This is a genomic window from Massilia sp. MS-15, assembly GCF_020176695.1.
Taxonomy (GTDB): Bacteria; Pseudomonadota; Gammaproteobacteria; order Burkholderiales; family Burkholderiaceae_D; genus Telluria; species Telluria hydrophila.
In genome coordinates, this window is sequence record NZ_JAIWIA010000001.1 from 200,665 (window position 1) to 220,798 (window position 20,134).

19 protein-coding genes are annotated in these 20,134 nt (G+C 66.1%); 1 reads left to right on the top strand and 18 read right to left on the bottom strand.

Going from position 1 to position 20,134, the window contains the following annotated elements:
* Positions 1-327: 327 nt before the first annotated feature.
* The 13 genes from hflC to ndk form a co-directional block, all read right to left on the bottom strand.
* Positions 328-1,200, bottom strand: a complete 873-nt coding sequence (gene hflC, locus LCI23_RS00980) for a protease modulator HflC (protein ID WP_224942579.1) — start codon at positions 1,198-1,200, stop codon at positions 328-330.
* A complete protein-coding gene (hflK, locus tag LCI23_RS00985) occupies positions 1,200-2,486 on the bottom strand; it encodes an FtsH protease activity modulator HflK (protein WP_224942581.1) in 1,287 nt (428 codons plus the stop codon). Before hflK ends, hflC begins: the two co-directional genes overlap by 1 nt.
* Before the next feature lie 3 nt (positions 2,487-2,489).
* Complete coding sequence (hflX, locus tag LCI23_RS00990; RefSeq protein ID WP_224943014.1) at positions 2,490-3,662, bottom strand: GTPase HflX; 1,173 nt, start codon at positions 3,660-3,662, stop codon at positions 2,490-2,492.
* A gap of 32 nt (positions 3,663-3,694) precedes the next feature.
* Entirely contained in the window at positions 3,695-3,931 is a 237-nt protein-coding gene (gene hfq / locus LCI23_RS00995) for an RNA chaperone Hfq (protein ID WP_026354376.1), read from the bottom strand.
* Positions 3,932-4,070: 139 nt separating this feature from the next.
* Positions 4,071-5,414, bottom strand: coding sequence for a ribosome biogenesis GTPase Der (gene der / locus LCI23_RS01000; protein WP_224942583.1), 1,344 nt, complete (start codon positions 5,412-5,414; stop codon positions 4,071-4,073).
* Between the two features lie 9 nt (positions 5,415-5,423).
* Complete coding sequence (bamB, locus tag LCI23_RS01005; protein ID WP_224942585.1) at positions 5,424-6,605, bottom strand: outer membrane protein assembly factor BamB; 1,182 nt, start codon at positions 6,603-6,605, stop codon at positions 5,424-5,426.
* A gap of 84 nt (positions 6,606-6,689) precedes the next feature.
* On the bottom strand, positions 6,690-7,373 hold the full coding sequence (locus LCI23_RS01010) for a tetratricopeptide repeat protein (protein WP_224942586.1): 684 nt from the start codon (positions 7,371-7,373) through the stop codon (positions 6,690-6,692).
* A 49-nt stretch (positions 7,374-7,422) separates the two neighbouring features.
* Positions 7,423-8,790 carry a histidine--tRNA ligase gene (gene hisS / locus LCI23_RS01015; protein WP_224942587.1) on the bottom strand — a complete coding sequence of 456 codons (1,368 nt, stop codon included), beginning with the start codon at positions 8,788-8,790 and terminating at the stop codon, positions 7,423-7,425.
* Positions 8,791-8,898: 108 nt separating this feature from the next.
* Positions 8,899-10,191, bottom strand: a complete 1,293-nt coding sequence (ispG, locus tag LCI23_RS01020; RefSeq protein ID WP_374041131.1) for a flavodoxin-dependent (E)-4-hydroxy-3-methylbut-2-enyl-diphosphate synthase — start codon at positions 10,189-10,191, stop codon at positions 8,899-8,901.
* Positions 10,192-10,221: 30 nt separating this feature from the next.
* The gene (locus tag LCI23_RS01025; RefSeq protein WP_224942593.1) at positions 10,222-11,205 is read right to left on the bottom strand and encodes a helix-turn-helix domain-containing protein; all 984 of its coding nucleotides are present in this window, start codon (positions 11,203-11,205) and stop codon (positions 10,222-10,224) included.
* Between the two features lie 10 nt (positions 11,206-11,215).
* Positions 11,216-12,034, bottom strand: coding sequence for a type IV pilus biogenesis/stability protein PilW (gene pilW / locus LCI23_RS01030; protein ID WP_224942612.1), 819 nt, complete (start codon positions 12,032-12,034; stop codon positions 11,216-11,218).
* On the bottom strand, positions 12,034-13,203 hold the full coding sequence (gene rlmN, locus LCI23_RS01035) for a 23S rRNA (adenine(2503)-C(2))-methyltransferase RlmN (protein ID WP_224942621.1): 1,170 nt from the start codon (positions 13,201-13,203) through the stop codon (positions 12,034-12,036). The genes pilW and rlmN overlap by 1 nt, the downstream gene beginning before the upstream one ends.
* 126 nt (positions 13,204-13,329) lie before the next feature.
* Positions 13,330-13,755, bottom strand: a complete 426-nt coding sequence (ndk, locus tag LCI23_RS01040; protein ID WP_224942622.1) for a nucleoside-diphosphate kinase — start codon at positions 13,753-13,755, stop codon at positions 13,330-13,332.
* 232 nt (positions 13,756-13,987) lie between these two features.
* Between ndk and LCI23_RS01045 the strand changes: the two genes are divergently transcribed.
* Positions 13,988-14,674 carry a Bax inhibitor-1/YccA family protein gene (locus LCI23_RS01045; RefSeq protein WP_224942623.1) on the top strand — a complete coding sequence of 229 codons (687 nt, stop codon included), beginning with the start codon at positions 13,988-13,990 and terminating at the stop codon, positions 14,672-14,674.
* A 184-nt stretch (positions 14,675-14,858) separates the two neighbouring features.
* Here LCI23_RS01045 and rlmD read toward each other — a convergent pair whose 3' ends face one another.
* The 5 genes from rlmD to surE all read right to left on the bottom strand — a co-directional run bounded on the left by rlmD (position 14,859) and on the right by surE (position 20,131).
* Positions 14,859-16,247, bottom strand: a complete 1,389-nt coding sequence (gene rlmD / locus LCI23_RS01050) for a 23S rRNA (uracil(1939)-C(5))-methyltransferase RlmD (protein ID WP_224942624.1) — start codon at positions 16,245-16,247, stop codon at positions 14,859-14,861.
* 137 nt (positions 16,248-16,384) lie between these two features.
* Positions 16,385-17,380, bottom strand: coding sequence for an RNA polymerase sigma factor RpoS (gene rpoS / locus LCI23_RS01055; protein ID WP_224942626.1), 996 nt, complete (start codon positions 17,378-17,380; stop codon positions 16,385-16,387).
* Between the two features lie 7 nt (positions 17,381-17,387).
* Positions 17,388-18,311, bottom strand: coding sequence for a peptidoglycan DD-metalloendopeptidase family protein (locus LCI23_RS01060; RefSeq protein WP_224942628.1), 924 nt, complete (start codon positions 18,309-18,311; stop codon positions 17,388-17,390).
* Between the two features lie 192 nt (positions 18,312-18,503).
* Positions 18,504-19,400 carry a protein-L-isoaspartate(D-aspartate) O-methyltransferase gene (locus LCI23_RS01065; RefSeq protein ID WP_224942631.1) on the bottom strand — a complete coding sequence of 299 codons (897 nt, stop codon included), beginning with the start codon at positions 19,398-19,400 and terminating at the stop codon, positions 18,504-18,506.
* Entirely contained in the window at positions 19,397-20,131 is a 735-nt protein-coding gene (gene surE, locus LCI23_RS01070; protein WP_224942633.1) for a 5'/3'-nucleotidase SurE, read from the bottom strand. The genes LCI23_RS01065 and surE overlap by 4 nt, the downstream gene beginning before the upstream one ends.
* Between the last annotated feature and the right edge of the window lie 3 nt (positions 20,132-20,134).

Consider the following 20,134-nt stretch of genomic DNA (forward strand, 5'->3'; position numbering starts at 1 on the left):
AAGAGCAATGCAATAGGCACAGGCGTGCTGGCGCACGGTGCGCGCGCCGAATCGGCAATTTTACCCGAAAATGACAAGGCGTAGGCGGGGGATGGTGGTTTGACGGGCTGGATAGCTTGTCAGAGTGCCATGTTGCAACGCTTGTATAGACCGATATGTAGGGTGGGCGGGGGAATTTCGCCCAGTGGAATAAATTCCCGCCCACGCGGTCAAATCACGTATTCTGGCCCGCTCCGTGGCTTTGCATACGGTGGTGGACCGCGCGGGCGTTTGTAATTCCGGGCATTGCCCTAAATTACAAACGCCCACCTTACGGCAAGCCGGTACTTATTTGGACCCGGGCTGCTTGAAGTACTTGAAGAACTCCGAGTTCGGATCCACCACCATCACGTCGCCGCGGTTCTTGAAGGTCGCGCGGTAGGCTTCCAGCGAACGGTAGTACCTGGCGAACTCCGGGTTCTTGCCGAAGGATTCCGCATAGATCGCGGTGGCCTTGGCATCGCCCTCGCCCTTGACCTTCTCGGCCTCGCGGAAGGCTTCGGCGATGATCACGGTGCGCTGGCGGTCGGCGTCGGCGCGGATCTGCTCGGATTCGGCGGCGCCGGTCGAACGCAGTTCGTTGGCCACGCGCACGCGCTCGGCCTTCATGCGTTCGTACACCGAGTTGTTGATCTGCTCGATGTAGTCGACGCGCTTGAGGCGCACGTCCACCACGCCCACGCCGATCTCCCTGGCCTCGGCGATCACCTTCTGCTTCACCGCTTCCATCACGCGGCCACGCTCGCCGGAGATCACTTCGCGCACGGTACGCTTGGTGATCTCGTCGTTCAGGGCCGCCTTGATGATCTGCGACAGGCGGTCGCGCGCGCGGTTCTCGTCGCCGCCGAAGCTGACGTAGTACAGGCGCGGATCGGTGATGCGCCATTTCATGAAGGCGTCCACCAGGATGTTCTTCTTCTCGGCCGTGATGAAACGGTCGGCGTCAGGGGTATCCAGGGTCAGGATGCGCTTGTCCAGGTAGATCACGTTCTGGAACGGCGGCGGCAGCTTGAAGTGCAGGCCCGGCTCGGTGATCACATCCCCGACCTTACCCAGGGCGAACACGATGGCGAAGCGGCGCTGGTCCACCACGAACACGGTCGAGGACAGCAGCATGAGGGCAATGAAGCCCGCCACAAATAAAGTTACGAGGCGGTTCATTAACGGCTCTCCCGGTCACGTGAGGAATCGCGGCTGCGGCTGTCGCGCTGGCGCACCGAATCCATGGCTTGCATGACGTCCGCCGGCGGCGCCGACTGCGGCACCGGCACCGGACCCGATTTGCCGCCGACGCCGTCGGCACCGGCGTTCTGGCCGATCAACTTGTCCAGCGGCAGGTAGATCATCGGATTGCCGGCGCGCGAATCGACCATCACCTTGCTGGTGCTGGAGAAGATCTGCTGCATGGTGTCGATGTACATGCGGTCGCGCGTGACGGCCGGGGCCTTGGCATAGGCCGCCACCACCTGGTCGAAGCGCGAGGCGTTACCAGTCGCGTTTTCCACCACCATCGAGCGGTAGGCTTCGGCGTCCTGCTGCAGGCGGAAGGCCTGGCCGCGCGCCTGCGGAATCACCTGGTTGGCATAGGCTTCGCCTTCGTTCCTGGCGCGGGCACGGTCCTGGCCGGCCTTGACGGCGTCGTCGAAGGCTTCCTGCACCTGCTCCGGCGGCTGCACGCCCTGCATGGTCACGTTGGTGACCAGGGCGCCCAGCGCGTAGCGGTCCAGGATCTGCTGCATCATCTGGTGCACGTCCACCGCCACCTTCTCGCGGCCCTCGTACAGCACGAAGTCCATCTTGCTGCGGCCGACCACTTCGCGGATCGCGGTCTCGGCCACCTGGCGCACGGTCTCGTCGTTCTCGCGGTTGTTGAACAGCCACTGGACCGGGTCCTTCAGCGTGTACTGCACCGCGAACTGGATGTCGATGATGTTCTCGTCATCGGTCAGCATCAGCGATTCCTGCGGCTGCTTGTTGCGCACGTTCGCGCGGTAGCCGATCTCGGCGGTACGGATCTGCGACACGTTCACCGTCTCGTGGGCCTGGATCGGATACGGCCAGCGCCAGTTGAAGCCGGAGCCGGTCGTATGGCTCAGCTTGCCGAAGGTGGTGACCACGCCGGTCTGGCCTTCCTGCACGATGAAGGCGCCGCTGGCGAGCCAGATCAGGGCCACGATGGCCGCGACCACGCCGGCCGTGACGCCGGCGCCGCGCATGTCGCCGCGGCCCGCGCCGCCATTGCCGCCGTCGCCGCCGCCATTGTTGCGGCCGCCGAACATGCGGTTGAGGCGCGCATTGAAGTCGCGCCAGAGTTGATCGAGGTCGGGCGGGCCTTCACCCGGCCGGCGGCCCTCCTGGGCCTTGTGGTCGCCCTGTGGCCGGTGGCCCCAGCGCGGGTCGTTGAGCGACAGCTTGATGCCGCAACGCTTGAGTAAAGAAACGAGCATAGGCTAGTGTGGCCCGAGATGGGTGGAGTTGGTCATATTGTTTTCTGTGGGATTGACCGGGGAGCCGCCCACCGCCGGTTCTTCCCCATCGCGCATAGCTTCCGAGCGTGCCGCCTTCGCCGCCTCGACGATGGCTTCGCGCAGCAGGTCCAGGCCCGCTCCGCTGTGGGCACTGACGAAAACGCGGCTGATCTTATCATACTCATCACGCTCGACTCCAGGCTCGAGCCCGGCCGCGTCGATCTTGTTCCAGACCAGGATCTGCGGGACGTGGTCGGCGCCGATCTCGCGCAGCACCTCGTTGACCTGCTCGATCTGTTCCATGCGCACCGGCGAATTGCCGTCGACCACGTGCAGCAGCAGGTCGGCATGGATGGTCTCTTCCAACGTGGCGCGGAAGGCCGCCACCAGCTGGTGCGGCAGTTCGCGCACGAAGCCGACCGTGTCCGAGATCACCACGCTGCCCACCTCGTCGCCCAGGTACAGGCGGCGGCTGGTGGTGTCGAGGGTGGCGAACAGCTGGTTCGCCACGTACACGCCGGCCTTGGTCAGCGTGTTGAACAGGGTCGACTTGCCGGCGTTGGTATAGCCGACCAGGGACACGGAAAACGTCTGGTTGCGTCCGCGCTGGCGGCGCTGGGTCTCGTGCTGCTTGCGCAGCTTGGTGAGCTTGACGCGCAGCTGCTTGACACGTTCGCCGATCAGGCGGCGGTCGGTCTCGAGCTGGGTTTCACCCGGACCGCGCAGGCCGATACCGCCCTTTTGCCGTTCCAGGTGGGTCCAGCCGCGGATCAGGCGCGTGGCCAGGTGCTGCAGCTGGGCCAGCTCGACCTGCAGCTTGCCCTCGTGGCTCTGGGCGCGCTGGGCGAAGATGTCGAGGATCAGGCTGGTACGGTCGACCACGCGCACTTCCAGGCGGCGCTCGAGGTTGCGCTGCTGGGCCGGCGACAGGGCGTGGTTGAAGATGACGATATCGATCGCGTCGAGCTGGCAGGCCAGCTTGATTTCGTCGGCCTTGCCGCTGCCGACGAAGTGGGCGGGATCGGGACTGCTGCGCCGGGCCGTGATCGTGGTGATCGGGTCGGCGCCGGCGGAGCGCGCAAGCAGGGACAGCTCTTCCAGGCTGGCGGCGAAGTCGCCAGTACCGAAGTCGATGCCGACCAGCGCTGCGCGCATGGTGGTGTTGCCGGGGGCGTCAGCCATCGGCCTTACTCTGCTTCGGAGTCGAGGTTAAGGTTGACGGCGCGAGCCGGGACGACGGTGGAAATGGCATGCTTGTAGACCATCTGGGTCACGGTGTTACGCAGCAGGACGACGTACTGGTCGAAGGATTCGATATGGCCTTGCAGTTTGATGCCGTTGACCAGGTAGATGGAGACGGGGACATGCTCCTTGCGCAGTGCGTTCAGGAATGGGTCTTGTAACAGTTGCCCTTTGTTGCTCATAACAGCTCCGTAATGTTGTTGTAGTTAAAAAGTCGAGGCGATTTGCCAAATTTCAAGTGCTTGGGCCCGATTCAGCTCGGCGAATGAAAGCCCTAAGCTACTGTAACCTGTTTCGCCACTCTTTGTCGTACTGCACTGGCTATTTCTGCTCCTTGGCAAACGGGTTCTTGCCGGTACGCAGCTCCAGGCGCACGGGGGTCCCGACCAGGTTGAAGGTGTCGCGGAAGTGCCGCTCCAGGTAGCGCTTGTAAGGCTCGCTGACGGCTTCCAGCGCATTGCCGTGGATGACGATGACCGGCGGATTCTGGCCGCCCTGGTGCGCATAGCGCATCTTGGGACGGGTGCTGCCTTTGCGCTTGGGCTCCTGCTTCTCGATCGCTTCCTGCAGCGCGCGCGTCAGACGTGGCGTCGACAGGTTGGCGGTCGCCGCGGCGTAGGCCGCATCCACCGACTTCATCAACTGGCTGATGCCGGTACCCTTCAGGGCCGACACGAAGTGGGTCTTGGCGAAGGACAGGAAATCGAGCTTGCGGTCGAGGTCCGTCTTGACCTGGTCGCGCTGGTCCGACTGCAGGCCGTCCCACTTGTTGACGGCCACGACCAGCGCCCGGCCCGACTCCAGGATGAAGCCGGCGATGTGCGCGTCCTGCTCCGAGATGTCCTGCTGGGCGTCGAGCAGCAGGATGATCACGTTGGCGTCCGAGATCGACTGCATGGTCTTGACCACCGAGAACTTCTCGATCGCTTCGAAGATCTTGCCGCGGCGGCGGATGCCGGCGGTGTCGATCAGCGTGTACTTCTTGCCTTCGCGCTCGAACGGCACTTCGATCGAATCGCGGGTGGTGCCCGGCATGTCGAAGGCGATCACGCGCTGCTCGCCGACCAGGGTGTTGATCAGGGTCGACTTGCCGACGTTCGGGCGGCCGACGATGGCGATCTTGATGCCGTGATCGGGGTGCTCGGGCTCGTCTTCCTCGTCGGGACGGTTTTCGAACGCGAAGTCGAGCGCCTCGTTGACCAGGTCGTGCACGCCGTCGCCGTGGGCGGCGGAAATCACGTACGGGTCGCCCATGCCGAGTTCGTAGAAGTCGGCGGTGACCGAGGTGTATTTCATGCCTTCCGACTTGTTCACCACCAGCATCACCTTGCGGTTCTGCTTGCGCAGGTAGTCGGTGATGGTCTTGTCGTGCGGGGTCAGTCCCTGGCGGCCATCGACGATGAACACGACGACGTCGGCTTCCGCCACCGCCTGGCGCGTCTGCAGCGCCATCTCGTGCATGATGCCCTCCTTGGCGACCGGTTCGAAACCGCCCGTGTCGATGACCAGGAACGGCCGTTCGCCGATCCGGCCTTCGCCATAGTGGCGGTCGCGGGTCAGGCCAGGGAGGTCGGCCACCAGCGCGTCCCGCGAGCGGGTCAGGCGGTTGAATAGGGTCGACTTCCCGACGTTCGGGCGACCAACGAGTGCAATTACCGGCTTCATTGTTTTATTCTATTCGACCGCGATCGCGGCCACAGTTCCGTTTTGTGTTTGAAAGATCAGGTGCGATCCGGCCACCAGCGGCGTGCCCACGATCGGGCTGCCATCGGTGGCGGCGCGCGCCAGGAAAGCGCCATCCTCGCGCGACAGGAAGTGCACGATGCCCTGGTAGTCGCCCACCGCCACGGCGCGGCCGTAGGAGACGGGCGTGGACAGGCGGCGGAAGGCCAGCTTGTCGTTCTTCCAGGCGCTGGCGCCGGTGTCGCGGTTGTAGGCATACAGTGCGCCCTTGTCGTCCGGCGCGAACACGAAGCGCTGGTCGACCGCCACCCCGACTTCGGACGACATGTCGCGGGTCCACTTGGTCGAACCGGCGGCGGCGTCGAAGCAGCCGATCCGGCCCTGGTAGGTGACGGCGCAGACGTCGCCCTCGAACAGCACCGGGTAGCCGCCGATGTCGGTCACGCGTTCGAGTTCGGTGGCGCCGCGGCCCACGCCCACTTCGACGTCCCAGCGCGGTGCGCCGGTGGCCAGCAGGAAGGACGACAGGCGGCCGGCCGGCTGGGCGATGACGACGTCGCTGCCGTTGACCACCATGCCCGGCGCGGTGCGCAGGGTCAGCGCGGGCGAGGTGCGCTGCACGGTCCATTTCTTGTCGCCGGTCCTGGCGTCCAGGCCGACGATGCGGTTGTCCAGGCTGCGCGCGACGACGATGCCCTGCCCCACGGCGGGCGCCGACAGCAGCTCGCTCGACAGCTGCGAGGTCCACAGCTTGTTGCCGTCCATGTCGAAGGCGATCAGGCTGCCCTTGGCGCCGCCGACCACGATCAGGTTGCCGTCGGTGCCGACGCCGCTCGTCAGTTCGCTGCCGGCCTTGGTGCGCCACAGCAGGCGGCCGGTCGTGGCCTCGACCCGTGCGATGTCGCCGCCGGCGCTGGCCACCACCACCGTGTTGCCGGCCAGCGCGGGCGAGAACTGGTAGGCGCCGGCCTTGCCGATGTCCAGCTTCCACGCGGTGCGCACCGCCATCGTCGCCTGCAGTTCGACCAGCGCGGCCGGCTGCTCGGCCTTCGACTTCGACGAGAACGGATTCAGGCCGCTGAGTTTGTTGATCGCGCTGGACGGGCTCAGGCTCGAACAGCCCGTCATCAGGGCCAGTACACCAACACCGACAAGTTTGCTGCTAATACGCATATTCTTTAACCTTGTTCCTGGACTGTAGAGGACGCAAAGCCCGCGCTCGCCGCAGGGGCGGGCGCGGGCCTGTCGATCGGGATCTTAAGCGGCGGCCGCGGGCGCTTGCGCCTCTTTCGCCCCATCCGCCGCGGCCGGCACGGTGCCGCCGATGGCTTCGAGCTTCACCTGGACCAGCTGGCGGCCCGGATGATCCTTGTGCATGGCGGCCAGCGCGGCCACGTAGGCCTGGCGTGCTTCGGCCAGCTTGTTCTGCGCCGCCAGCACGTCGCCCTTGCGGTCCGCCACTTCGGCCGCGTACTGCGCGGGGAACTTGTCGTTCAGCAGCTTGAGGGCGGCGTCATAGGCTTTTTCGTCCAGCAGCACGCCGGCCAGGCGCACCTTGGCGATGGCCTGGTATTCCTCGCCGCCCTTGTCCACCACCCATTGCAGCTGGGTCTTGGCGGTCTTCAGGTCGTTCGCCTCGAACGCGGTCTTGGCCGCGCCCAGGGCCGCCATCTGCGCATACACGGTGCCCGCGTATTTTTGCTGCATGTCGCCGGCGATGCGCTGGACCTTGGCATTGTCGTTCGCGGCCAGCGATTCCTGCAGGCTGTCGTACAGGGCCGAGGCCTCCACCGCCTGGTTGCGCTGGTGCGACTTCCAGTAGTTGTAGCCGGCGTAGGACAGCAGCGCGACGATCAGCACGCCCATGATGAGGTTGCCGAAACGGGCCCAGAAGGCCTTGAAGTTCGCTATCTGTTCCTGTTCTTCGAGGTCGTATGCCATGGTCTGCTCTATGTTGTTCTAGTGGTGGTGGATCGGGTCTGTTGCTGGGTCAGGGACGGTGATGGTGGCCGTGCTCGTTGCAGTTCTCGTCATCGCAATCGTGTCCGCCGCCGACGATCTGGTCGACCACGTGATCGACCACCGCCTCGAAGGCCACTTTCGACTGCTGCTGTTCGCTCGCCGCCTTGTCGACGTCCGCGCGCATGGCTTTCACCACGGCGTGGCCGGACGCGATCTCGTCCTCGCCGATGATCACGGCGAAGGCGGCGCCGCTGCCGTCGGCCTTCTTCATCTGGCTCTTGAAGCTGCCCGCGCCGGCCGGCGTTGCGCAATGTAACACAACATCCAGGCCGGCATCCCGCAGGCGCTCACCCAGGATGAAGGCCTGCTGCTGGGCTTCCTCGCCCTGGTGCACCAGGTAGACGTCGCACTGGGCCGGCGCCTGGGTGTCGCCCAGGCCCTTCATCAGCTCGATGATGCGCTCGATGCCCATCGCGAAGCCCACCGCCGGCGTCGGCTTGCCGCCGAACTGCGCGATCAGCGGATCGTAGCGGCCGCCCGCGCAGATCGTGCCCTGCGAGCCCAGCTCGTCGGTAACCCACTCGAACACGGTGCGGTTGTAGTAATCCAGGCCGCGCACCAGGCGCGGGTTGATGGTGTACTGCACCGCATTGCGGTCGAGGATCTTCTTCAGGCCTTCCAGGTGGGCCAGCGACTCTTCGCCCAGGTAGTCGAGCAGCTTCGGCGCGCCATTGACCATCTCCTGCATGGCCGGGTTCTTGGTGTCGAGGATGCGCAGCGGATTGCTGTGCAGGCGGCGCTTGGCCTCAAGGTCGAGGATGTCCTCGTGCTTCTCGAGATAGGCGATCAGGTCGGCGCGGTGGCGCAGGCGTTCGTCGGCGTTGCCGATCGAATTCAGTTCCAGGCGCACGTTCTGCAGGCCGAGGTCGTCCCACAGGCGGCGGCACAGCATGATCAGCTCGGCGTCGATGTCCGGGCCCGAGAAGCCGACGGCTTCCGCACCCATCTGGAAGAACTGGCGGTAGCGGCCGCGCTGCGGACGCTCGTGGCGGAACATCGGGCCCTTGTACCACAGGCGCTTCGGGCCGTCGTAGACGAGGTTGTGCTCGATGACGGCGCGCACCGCGCCGGCCGTACCCTCGGGACGCAGGGTCAGCTGGTCGCCGTTCATCGCATCCTCGAAGGAGTACATCTCCTTCTCGACGATGTCGGTCACGGCGCCGATCGCGCGCGCGAACAGGCTGGTGTCTTCCACGATGGGAGTGACGATCTTCTGGTAGCCGTAGCTTTTGAGGATGGTCTCGGCGGTGTTCTCGAACAGCTCCCACATCGGTGCGTCTTGCGGGAGGATGTCGTTCATGCCTTTGACGGCGACGATTTTTTCTGGTTTGGACATGTTGTTAGCTCTCTTTCGTAGGGTGGGCGGCGTTGCCGCCCACGCGTTCAAACAGTGCATGCACGCGTTGAACGCGTGGGCGGGGGACCCGCCCACCCTACGGATATCTTATTGCGCCACTGCCTCTTGGCTGTAGTTCTTCCGCACGTAATTCAGCACGATGGTCTTGAACTCCTCCACGATGCGCTCGCCGCGCAGGGTGGCGAACTTCTGGCCGTCGACGAACACCGGCGCTGCCGGCGACTCGCCCGTGCCCGGCAGGCTGATGCCGATGTTCGCATGCTTCGATTCGCCCGGACCGTTGACGATGCAGCCCATCACGGCCACGTTCATCGCTTCCACGCCCGGGTAGGTCTTCTTCCACTCCGGCATCTGCTCGCGCAGGAAGGTCTGGATATTGTCCGCCAGTTCCTGGAACACGGTGGACGTCGTGCGCCCGCACCCCGGGCAGGCGATCACCATCGGCGTGAACTTGCGCAGGCCCATGGTCTGCAGGATTTCCTGGCCGACCACGACTTCCTTGCTACGGTCGCCGCCCGGCTCCGGGGTCAGCGAGATGCGGATGGTGTCGCCGATGCCCTCCTGCAGCAGCACCGACAGGGCCGCGGTCGAGGCGACGATGCCCTTGCTGCCCATGCCGGCCTCGGTCAGGCCCAGGTGCAGCGGGTAGTCGCAGCGGCGCGCCAGTTCGCGGTACACCGCGATCAGGTCCTGCACACCCGAGACCTTGCACGAGAGGATGATCTTGTCGCGCGCCAGGCCCACTTCCTCGGCCCGCACCGCGTTCTCGATCGCGGAAGTGATGAGCGCTTCGTACATCACGGCCTGCGCGCTCCACGGATGCGCACGCGACGCGTTTTCGTCCATGATGCGGGCCAGCAGCGACTGGTCGAGCGAGCCCCAGTTGACGCCGATGCGCACCGGCTTGTCGTATTTCGCGGCGATTTCGATCATCTGGGCGAACTGGGTGTCGCGCTTGGCGCCCTGCCCCACGTTGCCCGGGTTGATACGGTATTTGGAAAGCGCCCGCGCGCATTCCGGATAGTCGCGCAGCAGCAGGTGGCCGTTGTAGTGGAAGTCGCCCACCAGCGGCACGTCGATCTCCATGCGGTCGAGCTGCTCGCGGATCGCCGGCACGGCGGCCGCCGCTTCCGGCGTGTTCACCGTGATGCGCACGATCTCGGAACCGGCGCGCGCCAGTTCCTTCACCTGGATCGCGGTGCCGATCGCGTCGGCGGTATCGGTATTGGTCATCGACTGCACCACCACCGGCGCGTCGCCGCCGACCCAGACGGTGCGCCCGCCGTGCGAGACCGCCACCTTGCGGCTGGCGCGGCGCGCCAGCGGGCCGGAGGGAATCGGTCCTGCCGGCGCTGCCGGGCAGGCGTCGTTGACGATCATGTTCTGTTCCATGCTCTGGCTGTCCAATGCTTATTTCAGGGAGACGCGGGCGATGGTCTTGCCCGGCACCTGCGGCAGGCCGACGGCCGCGCCGCGCAGGGTGGCCGACACGCCGCCCGGGTTGCCGACCACGAGGTTGACCGGCTCGGCCACCTCGAGCGTCTCGGTGCTGCCGCCCTTGACCAGGCGCGAAAGCAGCGGCTTGCCGCCGCGGGCCGGACGGACTTCAATCCACGAATCCTCGCGCACTTTCAGCACCAAGGGATTCGCGCCGGCGGCGACCGCGGTAATGGTGGCAGCGGTGGCAGCGGTGGCCGGCGGCGTGGCCAGGCTGGCGGCGGGAGGCGCCGCGGGCGTGGCCGGCGGCGTCGTGCCGGGTGCGGCGTCCGGGGCCGGGGTAGCGGCCGGGGCCGGCAGCGTGCTGCCCGGGGCCGGCACCGAGATCAGGGGCACGGACGGGTTCTGCAGCGAATCAGGGACGGCCGGGGCGGCCGGCGCTGCCGGACTCACGATCGGCGTCTCGAGCACGGCGCCGGCGGCGGCATCCTCGCGCTGGCTGCCCGGCAGCAGGCCGAAATGCCAGAGCGCGGCGCCGGCCGCGATCACGGCGATGGCGCCGGCGATCAGGCCGGCGGGCACGCGGTTGCGCTTGCCGCCGATCGGGAAGCGGCTCTGCGAAAACGAGGTCGGACGCTGTTCGCGGCGCGGCAGGGTCGCGGTGGCGCCGGCGCGGGCTTCCGGCGGCATGTTCATCTCGATCTTGGCCACCAGCGGGGCGGCGTCGATCTTCAGCAGCTTGGCATAGGCGCGCACGAAACCGCGCGTGACCGCGGGGCTCGGCAGCGAGGCATAGTCGCCCGCTTCCAGCGCCACGACCTGGCGCGGCGCCAGTTTCAGCTGGTCGGCCACCTGCTCCACGCTCCAGCCCATCGCCTCGCGCTGGGACTGCAGGGTGATGCCGGGAATGCCGGCGTCCTTGCCAGGCGTGGCCGGCTGGTCTGCATGCTCGTTCATGGTACTTGTCTCACTCATCAAATGCGCCGCGCTCGAAAGCCGCATATTCGGGCGAACCGGGGAAGCGGCGCCGCAACTGGGCAGCCAGGCTCGGCTCCAGGCTGCGCTCGCCGGTCTTGCGTTGCACCCGCAGCGCCAGCCAGAGCGCATCCGCCGACAGCGTGTCGAGTTTCGAAGTCTCGATCAGGCGGTTAATGAAAAAACCGGCGCGCGTGTAGTCGCGCCGCTCGTAATAAATCCGCGCCAGCCCGGCATTAATGGCCTGCAGGTCGGGGTTGTAGCGCAGGGCGTCGAGCAGATAGCGCTCGGCGGCCTGGAAATTCTTGCCGCGGATACTGCACACGCCCGCATTCACCAGCGCGCTCACCGGCGTCTGGTAGGCCGGATTGCGCAGCGCGGCGTCGAAATACGACATCGCCTGCGCCGGCTTGTTCAGCGACTGGCACAGGAAGGAACCGTAATTGTTCGACAGGTCCGGGTTGCGCGGCTCGATGCGCAGGGCATGCTGGTAGTTGTCGTCGGCCAGCTGGAGCTGGCCTATCGCCGTGTAGATGAGCGCGCGCAGGCCATAGGCTTCGGCATTCGAGGGATCGACGGCGATCGCCTGCTTCACCTCGTCCAGCGCGGTCTCGTAGCGGCCGTTCTGGTAGTAGCCGACCGCCAGCTGCAGGCGGATCGCGGCGCGCTTTTCCGTCGCGGTCACGTCGGACGCGGTCTTCAGTTCGCCGCCGCTGCCGGCGCCATTGCTGGCGCAGCCGGCCAGCAGGGCCAGCAGGCCGAACGCGAGGACGGGCGCCAGGGACACGGCGCGGCCGGCTGCGCGCACCATCAGGACGGGATCTCCACGATGCGCCCGAAATCGGCACCGAATTTTTTCTGGTACTCGGCCATCTTTTCCATGCGCTCGGCCACGCGGGTGCGGTCCTTGACCTCCCCTGCCAGCTGGCCGCAGGCGGCGTCGATGTCATCGCCGCGCGTCTTGCGCACGGTGGTCACGATGCCGGCATTCATCAGGACTTCGGCAAACGCCTTGATGCGCGGGTTCTTCGAGCGCGTCAGGCCCGATTCCGGGAAGGGATTGAACGGGATCAGGTTGAACTTGCAGTTCACGCCGACCACCGGGTCGTTCACCAGCGCGATCAGTTCGCGCGCGTGCTCGTCGGAATCGTTGAAGCCGTCGAGCATGCAGTACTCGAAAGTGATGAAGTCGCGCGGGGCGAATTCCAGGTAGCGCTTGCAGGCGGCCAGCAGTTCGCGCAGCGGATATTTCTTGTTCAGCGGCACCAGGATGTCGCGCAGGGCGTCGTTCGACGCGTGCAGCGACACGGCGAGGGCCACCGGCACGTCCTGCGCCAGCTTGTCGATGTTCGGCACCACGCCCGAGGTCGACAGGGTGACGCGGCGGCGCGACAGGCCATAGGCATTATCGTCGAGCATCAGCTTGAGCGCGGTGACGGTCGGCTCGTAGTTGAGCAAGGGCTCGCCCATGCCCATCATGACCACGTTGGTGATCTGGCGCTCGCCCTTCGGGCCCGGCTCGATGCCCTTGGTACGGCGCAGCTCGAACTCGGCCATCCACAGCTGGCCGATGATCTCGGCCACGGTGAGGTTGCGGTTGAAGCCCTGCTTGCCGGTCGAGCAGAAGCGGCAGTTGACGGCGCAGCCGGCCTGGGTCGAGATGCACAGCGTGCCGCGGTTTTCTTCCGGGATGAACACGGTTTCCACGGCATTGCCATTGCCGACGTCGACCAGCCACTTGCGGGTGCCGTCGCTCGACGTGTGATCGCTGATGATGCCCGGCGCACGGATCTCGGCGCGGGTCTTGAGCTTTTCGCGCAGCGACTTGGCCAGGTCGGTCATGTCGTCGAAATTCGACGCGCCGAACTGGTGGATCCAGCGCTGGAGCTGCTTGGCGCGGAACGGTTTCTCACCCAGCTCGGCGCAGTACGCAACGAGTTGCGCGGGATCGAAGTCCAGCAGGTTGGTGAGCGTCGTCATGGCAGAATCCTTTATTTCTTGAAGCCACCCGTGCCAGCCCTGGGCTGCGCACGCGTGGCTCAACTCTTCAATTAGTCCGGGAGAGTATCAACCGGGGCGCGCCCGGACTGCGCTCCCCCATCCTAATTAACGCGAGTAGACGTTCAGTGCCGGGAAGAAGTACGCGATTTCCACGGCAGCGGTTTCAGCGGCGTCCGAACCGTGCACGGCGTTGGCGTCGATCGAGTCGGCGAAGTCGGCGCGGATGGTGCCGGCGTCGGCTTTCTTCGGATCGGTGGCGCCCATCAGGTCGCGGTTCTTCAGGATCGCGCCTTCGCCTTCGAGCACCTGGATCATCACCGGACCCGAGATCATGAAGTTGACCAGGTCCTTGAAGAACGGACGTGCGGCGTGCACGGCGTAGAAGCCTTCGGCTTCGGCCTGCGACAGCTGGGTCATGCGGGCAGCAACGATTTTCAGGCCAGCGCCTTCGAAGCGGCTATAGATTTGGCCGATCACGTTTTTTGCAACTGCGTCCGGTTTGATGATCGACAGGGTGCGTTCGATTGCCATGTAAAACTCCAATATTAAAAATGATTTTTTTCAAGAACTTGAAGGGGTTCTTGCGACCCGATTTGGAACTGAATCAACCTTTAATTTTACCATACATCCCTCATATAGCCGATATTGCGGCACTGGCAAGCAAAGTGGTAGAGTTGCCGCGTAAAATCGTCCCGATTTAAGGCTGTGCTAAGCATTTGCTTGTATGGTTTTAAGTGAGGCTCATCCACCAACCGGAGGCACCATGTTCCCTAATTCGCAACCCCGCAGTACGATCGACCTGACCAAGGCAGGCCGTGGCCAGGTCGCGCGCAACAATGTCCTGCGCAACACCTACTGGCTGCTCGCGCTGTCGATGATCCCGACCGTGCTGGGCGCCTTCGTCGGCGTATCGCTGCAGCTGGGCGGTCTCGGCCTGATCCTGTTCATGGTCGTGGCATTCGGCTTCATGTTCGCGATCCAGAAATTCAAGGATTCGGCCATCGGCGTCGCCCTGCTGCTCGGCTTTACCTTCTTCATGGGCCTGATGCTGGCGCCGCTGCTGACCCATACGCTCGGCTATAGCAATGGCGGCACCCTGATCATGACCGCCTTCGGCGGCACGGCCTGCGTGTTTGCCGTTATGGCCAGCATCGCCACCACCACCAAGCGCGACTTCTCGGGCATGGGCAGCTGGCTGTTCGCCGGCGTGATCGTGATCCTGCTGGCGGCCGTGGCCAACATCTTCCTGCAGATGTCGGTGCTGTCGATCGTGATCTCGATGCTGGCGATCGGTATCTTCTCGGCCTTCATCCTGTACGACGTGCAGCGCATCGTCAACGGCGGCGAGACCAACTACATCTCGGCCACGCTGTCGATCTACCTCGACGTGTACAACATCTTCACCAGCCTGCTGCACCTGCTGGGCATTGCCGGCGGCGACCGCGACTGAGCGGCTCCAGCCGAAACGAAAAAGCCGACCGCTGGTCGGCTTTTTTATTGCCCGCGTCGCTGAAGCGGGTTTCGTAGCGTGGGCGGGTCCCCCGCCCACGCAGTGATCGTTTTGATGTGAACAGCTGCGCGGGCTGCAGTACCGTGCGTTGACCGCGTGGGCGGCAAAGCCGCCCACCCTACGCTTATACGGCTTCGGCGGGAAGCTCGAATGCGGCAGACTCCACCGGCTTCGAACCGAGCTCGAACACCGCGATCGACTCCACGTGCGAGGTATGCGGGAACATATTGCACACCCCCGCCTTCTGCAGCACATAGCCCGCCTTGTGCACCAGGATGCCGGCGTCGCGCGCCAGCGTGGACGGGCTGCAGGATACGTACACGATCCGCTGCGGCATCAACTCCTCGTGCGTCTCGCGCAGGTCGGCCAGCGCCAGCGCCAGGGCCATCGCGCCGTCGCGCGGCGGGTCGACCAGCATGCGATCGAAACGGCCGAGGGCGACCAGGTCGTCCTTGGTCACCTCGAACAGGTTGCGGGTCGAGAACGAGGTCTTGGCCGCCAGGCCGTTGGCCTGCGCGTTTTCCAGCGCGCGCGTGGTGAGCGCCGTACTGCCTTCGATGCCGACCACCTCGCGCGCCTGGGTCGCCAGCGGCAGCGTGAAGTTGCCCAGGCCGCAGAACAGGTCGGCCACGCGCTCGCCCGGCTGCACGTCCAGCAGGCGCAGGGCCTTCGCCACCAACACGCGATTGATCTGGTGGTTCACCTGGGTGAAGTCGGTCGGCTTGAAGGGCATGCGGATGCCGAATTCCGGCAACGTGTAGTACAGCTCCTTGCCGAGGGGGTAGTACGGGTAGGCGGTGTCCGGGCCCTTCGGTTGCAGCCACCACTGGATGTCCCACTTGTCGGCAAAGGCTTTCGCCAGCGCCTCGTCAGCCGCGGTAAGCGGCGCCATGATGCGCATCACCAGCACCGTGACGGCTTCGCCGATGGCGACCTCGATCTGGGGCATCTGGTTGTAGATCGACAGCTGGCCGACGAACTCGCGCAGCGGCACGATCAGGCGCGCCACGTGGTCCGGCAGGATCTCGCAATAGGTGATGTCGGCCACGTAGGACGAGGCGCGCTCGTGGAAGCCGACCAGCACCCCGCCCTTCTTGGCCACGTGGCGCACCGACAGGCGCGCGCGGTAGCGGTAGTCCCAGGTCGGGCCATACATCGGGCGCATGATCATCCCGGACTTCACCTTGCCCAAGTGCCAGAGGTTATCTTCGAGCACGCGCTGCTTCATCGCCACCTGGGCCGAAGGTTCGAGGTGCTGCATCGAGCAGCCGCCGCAGTAGCCGAAGTGTTGGCATTTCGGCTCCACCCGCATCGACGAGGCGCGCTGCAGCGTGAGCATGCGGCCCGACTCCCAGTTCTTCTTCTTGCGCAGGGTCTCGAAGCTGACGCGTTCGCCGGGCAGCGCGCCTTCGACGAAGATCACCTTGCCGGGGCTGCCGTCTTCGTTCTCGAGGTGGCCGACGCCGCGCGCGTCCGCATCCAGGGATTTGATGTCGATGAAAGTTTCTTGCATGGTGGTCAAAAGAAAATAGGGAGTGGGCACAGGACTGGCTGTGCGGGGAGTTCGCAAATAAAAAATGGGCGCAAGCGGCCCGGCGGGCATGATAGCAAGGAAACCGGGTGGGCGCCACCTGGCGCCGGCCGGGCCGGTCAGAGCAGCGAGTCGCGCACCACGCCGCGCGCCGCCATCGAGCGCTTGAGCTTGACGAGGGCTTCCTGCTGGATCTGGCGCACCCGCTCGCGCGTCACGCCCATCTCCTCGGCCAGGGTTTCCAGCGTGGCCGGGTCGTCGTTGTCCAGCCCGAAGCGGCGGGTGACGACCAGGCGCTGCTTGTCCGGCAGGCGCGCCATCCAGTCGCGCACCAGCTCGGTCATCTCGTGCTGCTCGGCGCGCGTGTCCGGACTGGCCCCGCCATCGTCGGGCAGCATGTCCATCAGGCTCGACCCCGGGTCGCTGTCGAGCGGCGCATCGAGCGAGGCGGCGTGTTCCGACAGGGCCAGGATGTCCTGCACCTCTTCCACCGGACGGCCGACCAGGCTGGCGATGTCCTCGGCCGACGCCTCCTTGCCGTCGCGCTCCTTGGCCTCGAGGTGGTACTTGGCGCGCAGCACGGCGTTCAGCTCGCGCACCATGTGCACCGGCAGGCGCACCGTGCGTGCCTGGTTCATGATGGCGCGCTCGATGCTCTGGCGGATCCACCAGGTGGCGTAGGTGGAAAACCGGAACCCGCGCTCCGGCTCGAACTTGTCGATGGCGCGCATCAGGCCGATGTTGCCCTCCTCGATGAGGTCGAGCAGCACGACGCCGCGGTTGATGTAGTGCTTGGCGATCGAGACCACCAGGCGCAGGTTGTGCTCGATCATCTTCTGGCGCGCCGCGAAGTCGCCCGCCTTGGCCTGGGTGGCGATGCGGGCTTCCTCGCTTGCCGTCAGCAGCGGGCGGGTACCGATCTGGTTCAGGTAGTGCTGGGTGGTGTCGGTGGCGAGCTCGGCCTGCAAGACCTTGCGCAGCTCGTCCACCGAGGCGACTTCGGGATGGGGGGGCGCGAGTTCCTCCTCGTCAGCCGCAGGCGCTCCCTCGCGCTCCGGATCGTCCGGAAACTCGTCTGTATCCTGCTGGTCCAGCGAGTGCGGAGCTTGCGTCATACCCTTCCTATCGGCCGGGCAGGAACCTCGACGGATCGACGGGTTTGCCCTGTTGGCGTATTTCGAAATGCAGCTTCACCGAATCGGCATCCGAATCGCCCATTTCCGCGATCAGCTGGCCCTTGGCCACGTTGTCGCCTTCCTTGACGACGATCTTGCGGTTGTGCGCGTATGCCGACAGCAAATTGTTGTTGTGCTTGACGATAACAAGATTACCATAACCACGGATACCACTGCCAGCGAAGACCACCTTGCCGGCGCCGGCCGCCACCACCTGCTGGCCTGGACGCCCGGCGATATCGATCCCCTTGTTGCGCGCCTCATCGAAGGTGGCGACGATGCGGCCGTCGGCCGGCCACATCCAGCTCAGTTTCTCGTCGTCGCTGGCAGTGACGATCGTGCCCGCCGCGATGGCGGGCGCCGGCGCTGCCGGCGCCGGAGCGGCCGGGACCGTGGCGCTGCGCGGCTCGGTGCGGGAACCCGATTCGGGCTGGGCCTGGGCGACGCTGTCGTTGTAGGGCTGCTTGTCGGCGCGCGGCGCGGTCTTGCGCGGCGGGGTCGCGCTCGGCGGCGTCGGCACCGGCTGGGTCTGCACGCTGGCGGCGCGCGCGTTGCGCTCCGGCCCGGCCACGCGCAGGGTCTGGCCGACCTTGATGTCATCCGGATTGGCCAGGTTGTTCCAGGCCACCAGGTCGCGGTAGTCCTGGCCATGGTCCAGCGCGATGCGCAGCAGGGTGTCGCCGCGGCGCACCGTGTACATGCCTTTCTCGTCCTTCGGTTCTTCCGCGCGCGCGGCCTGGTTCGGACGGGGACGCTCGGCCGCCGGCCGCGTGGTGCGTTCGACCACCGGGGCCTCGCGGGTGAGGGAATTGCAGCCGGCCAGCAGGCCGAGGGCGAGGGTGAGCAGTGCTAATCGGGGTGCTTGGTTCATTGTCTTTCTATTTTCCGTTCATGTTCTGGCGCGCGCCTCCGGTCCACGGGGACAGGACGGGACGCGCCGGCGGACATCGTCGACCATGCACCGTCAAGGTGCGGCCATGCCAGGCGGACCAGGCTCTTCAACGCCGGCCGCGCCGGCGGGGTTGACCCGGCAGTGGCCAACAGGCCACCCGCGCGCAGCGCGCTAGACGGTGCCGGGGCGCAGCGGCACGAAATGGCAGGCTTCCAGCGTCTCGCTGGCCCATTCGTTCTTGCCGATGCGGGTGATGCGTTGCAGGTGCTGGACCTGGGCGCCAACCGGCGCGACCAGGTGCGCGCCGATGGCCAGTTGTTCAAGCAGGGCGCGCGGCACTTCGAGCCCCGCCGCGGCGAGGATGATGCCGTCGAAGGGCGCAACCTGCGGCAAGCCTAGCATACCATCGCCATATTGCAAACGCAGGTTCGCCATCCTCAGCGGCCGCAGGTTGTTCTTGGCCAGCTCGTGCAGGGGTCGGATGCGCTCGATCGAATACACCTCGCGCGCGACCAGGGCCAGCACCGCGGCCTGGTAACCGCAGCCGGTGCCGATCTCGAGCACCCGGCCCAGCTGGCCGCCGGCCGGCAGCGCTTCGCGCATCGCCTCGATCATGCGCGCCACGATGTAGGGCTGCGAAATGGTCTGGTTGTGCCCGATCGGCAGCGAGGCGTCGACATAGGCCTGGGCCGACAGGGCCGGCTCGATGAACAGGTGGCGTGGCACCGCTTCCATCGCGCCCAGCACGGTCCCGTCGCGCACGCCCTGGCGCGCCACGCGCGCCACCATGGCGCGCCGCACGGCCTCCGATGCCATCAGCTCGGAACGCGGCGCGACCGGGGCGCTGGCCGGATGGGCCTGGGCATAGCCGGGCGGGCGCGGCGAGGGCAGCGGCGCCGCCGGCGGCAGCGCGGCGCCCTTGCCGGCCGCCGTGTGGGCGGCGTTGCGGGTGGCGGTCTGGGGCGTGGCAACCGGCGCCGGCGCTCCCGGGCGGCGCGTGCCGGATCCGGTCACCGAGGACAGCGGCAGCGGGAAGGTGCTGCGCTTGTCGTCACCGCTGCCGCTCACAGGATGCCCCGCAGCAGGTCGAGCTGGGCCCGGTGGGTGAGGTCGACCTGCAGCGGCGTGATCGCCACCCGGCCCTGCGCGGTGGCATGGAAGTCGGTGCCCTCGCCCGCATCGCGGCAGGCGCCGGGTGCGCCGATCCAGAAGATCTCGCGGCCGCGCGGATCCTGCGCGCGCACCACCGGCTCGGCCTGGTGGCGGCGGCCGAGCCGCGCCGGCGTCAGCGGACCGATCTTTTCGTACGGCAGGTTCGGGATGTTCACGTTGAACAGGAAAGGCAGCTCGAGCTTGTCGAAGCGGCGCTCGACGATCTCGCGCGCGACCCGGGCGGCGGCGTCGACATGGGCCCAGCCCGGATCCACCTGCGAAAAGGCGATTGCCGGGATGCCGAACAGATACGCCTCGGTCGCGGCCGCGACGGTACCGGAGTACAGGGTGTCGTCGCCCATGTTCTGGCCATTGTTGATGCCGGAGACGACCAGGTCGGGCGGGGCGTCGCCCATCGCGGTCAGGGCGATGTGCACGCAGTCGGTCGGCGTGCCGTTCACGAAATGGAAACCATTGGCAGCCTTCTGCACCGTCAGCGGACGGTCCAGCGTCAACGAATTCGACGCGCCCGAGCGGTTGCTGTCGGGCGCGACCACCACGATGTCCGCGATCGCGGACAAGGCCTCGGCCAGCGCGCTGAGACCAGGCGCCAGGTAGCCGTCATCGTTACTGATAAGAATTCGCATGTC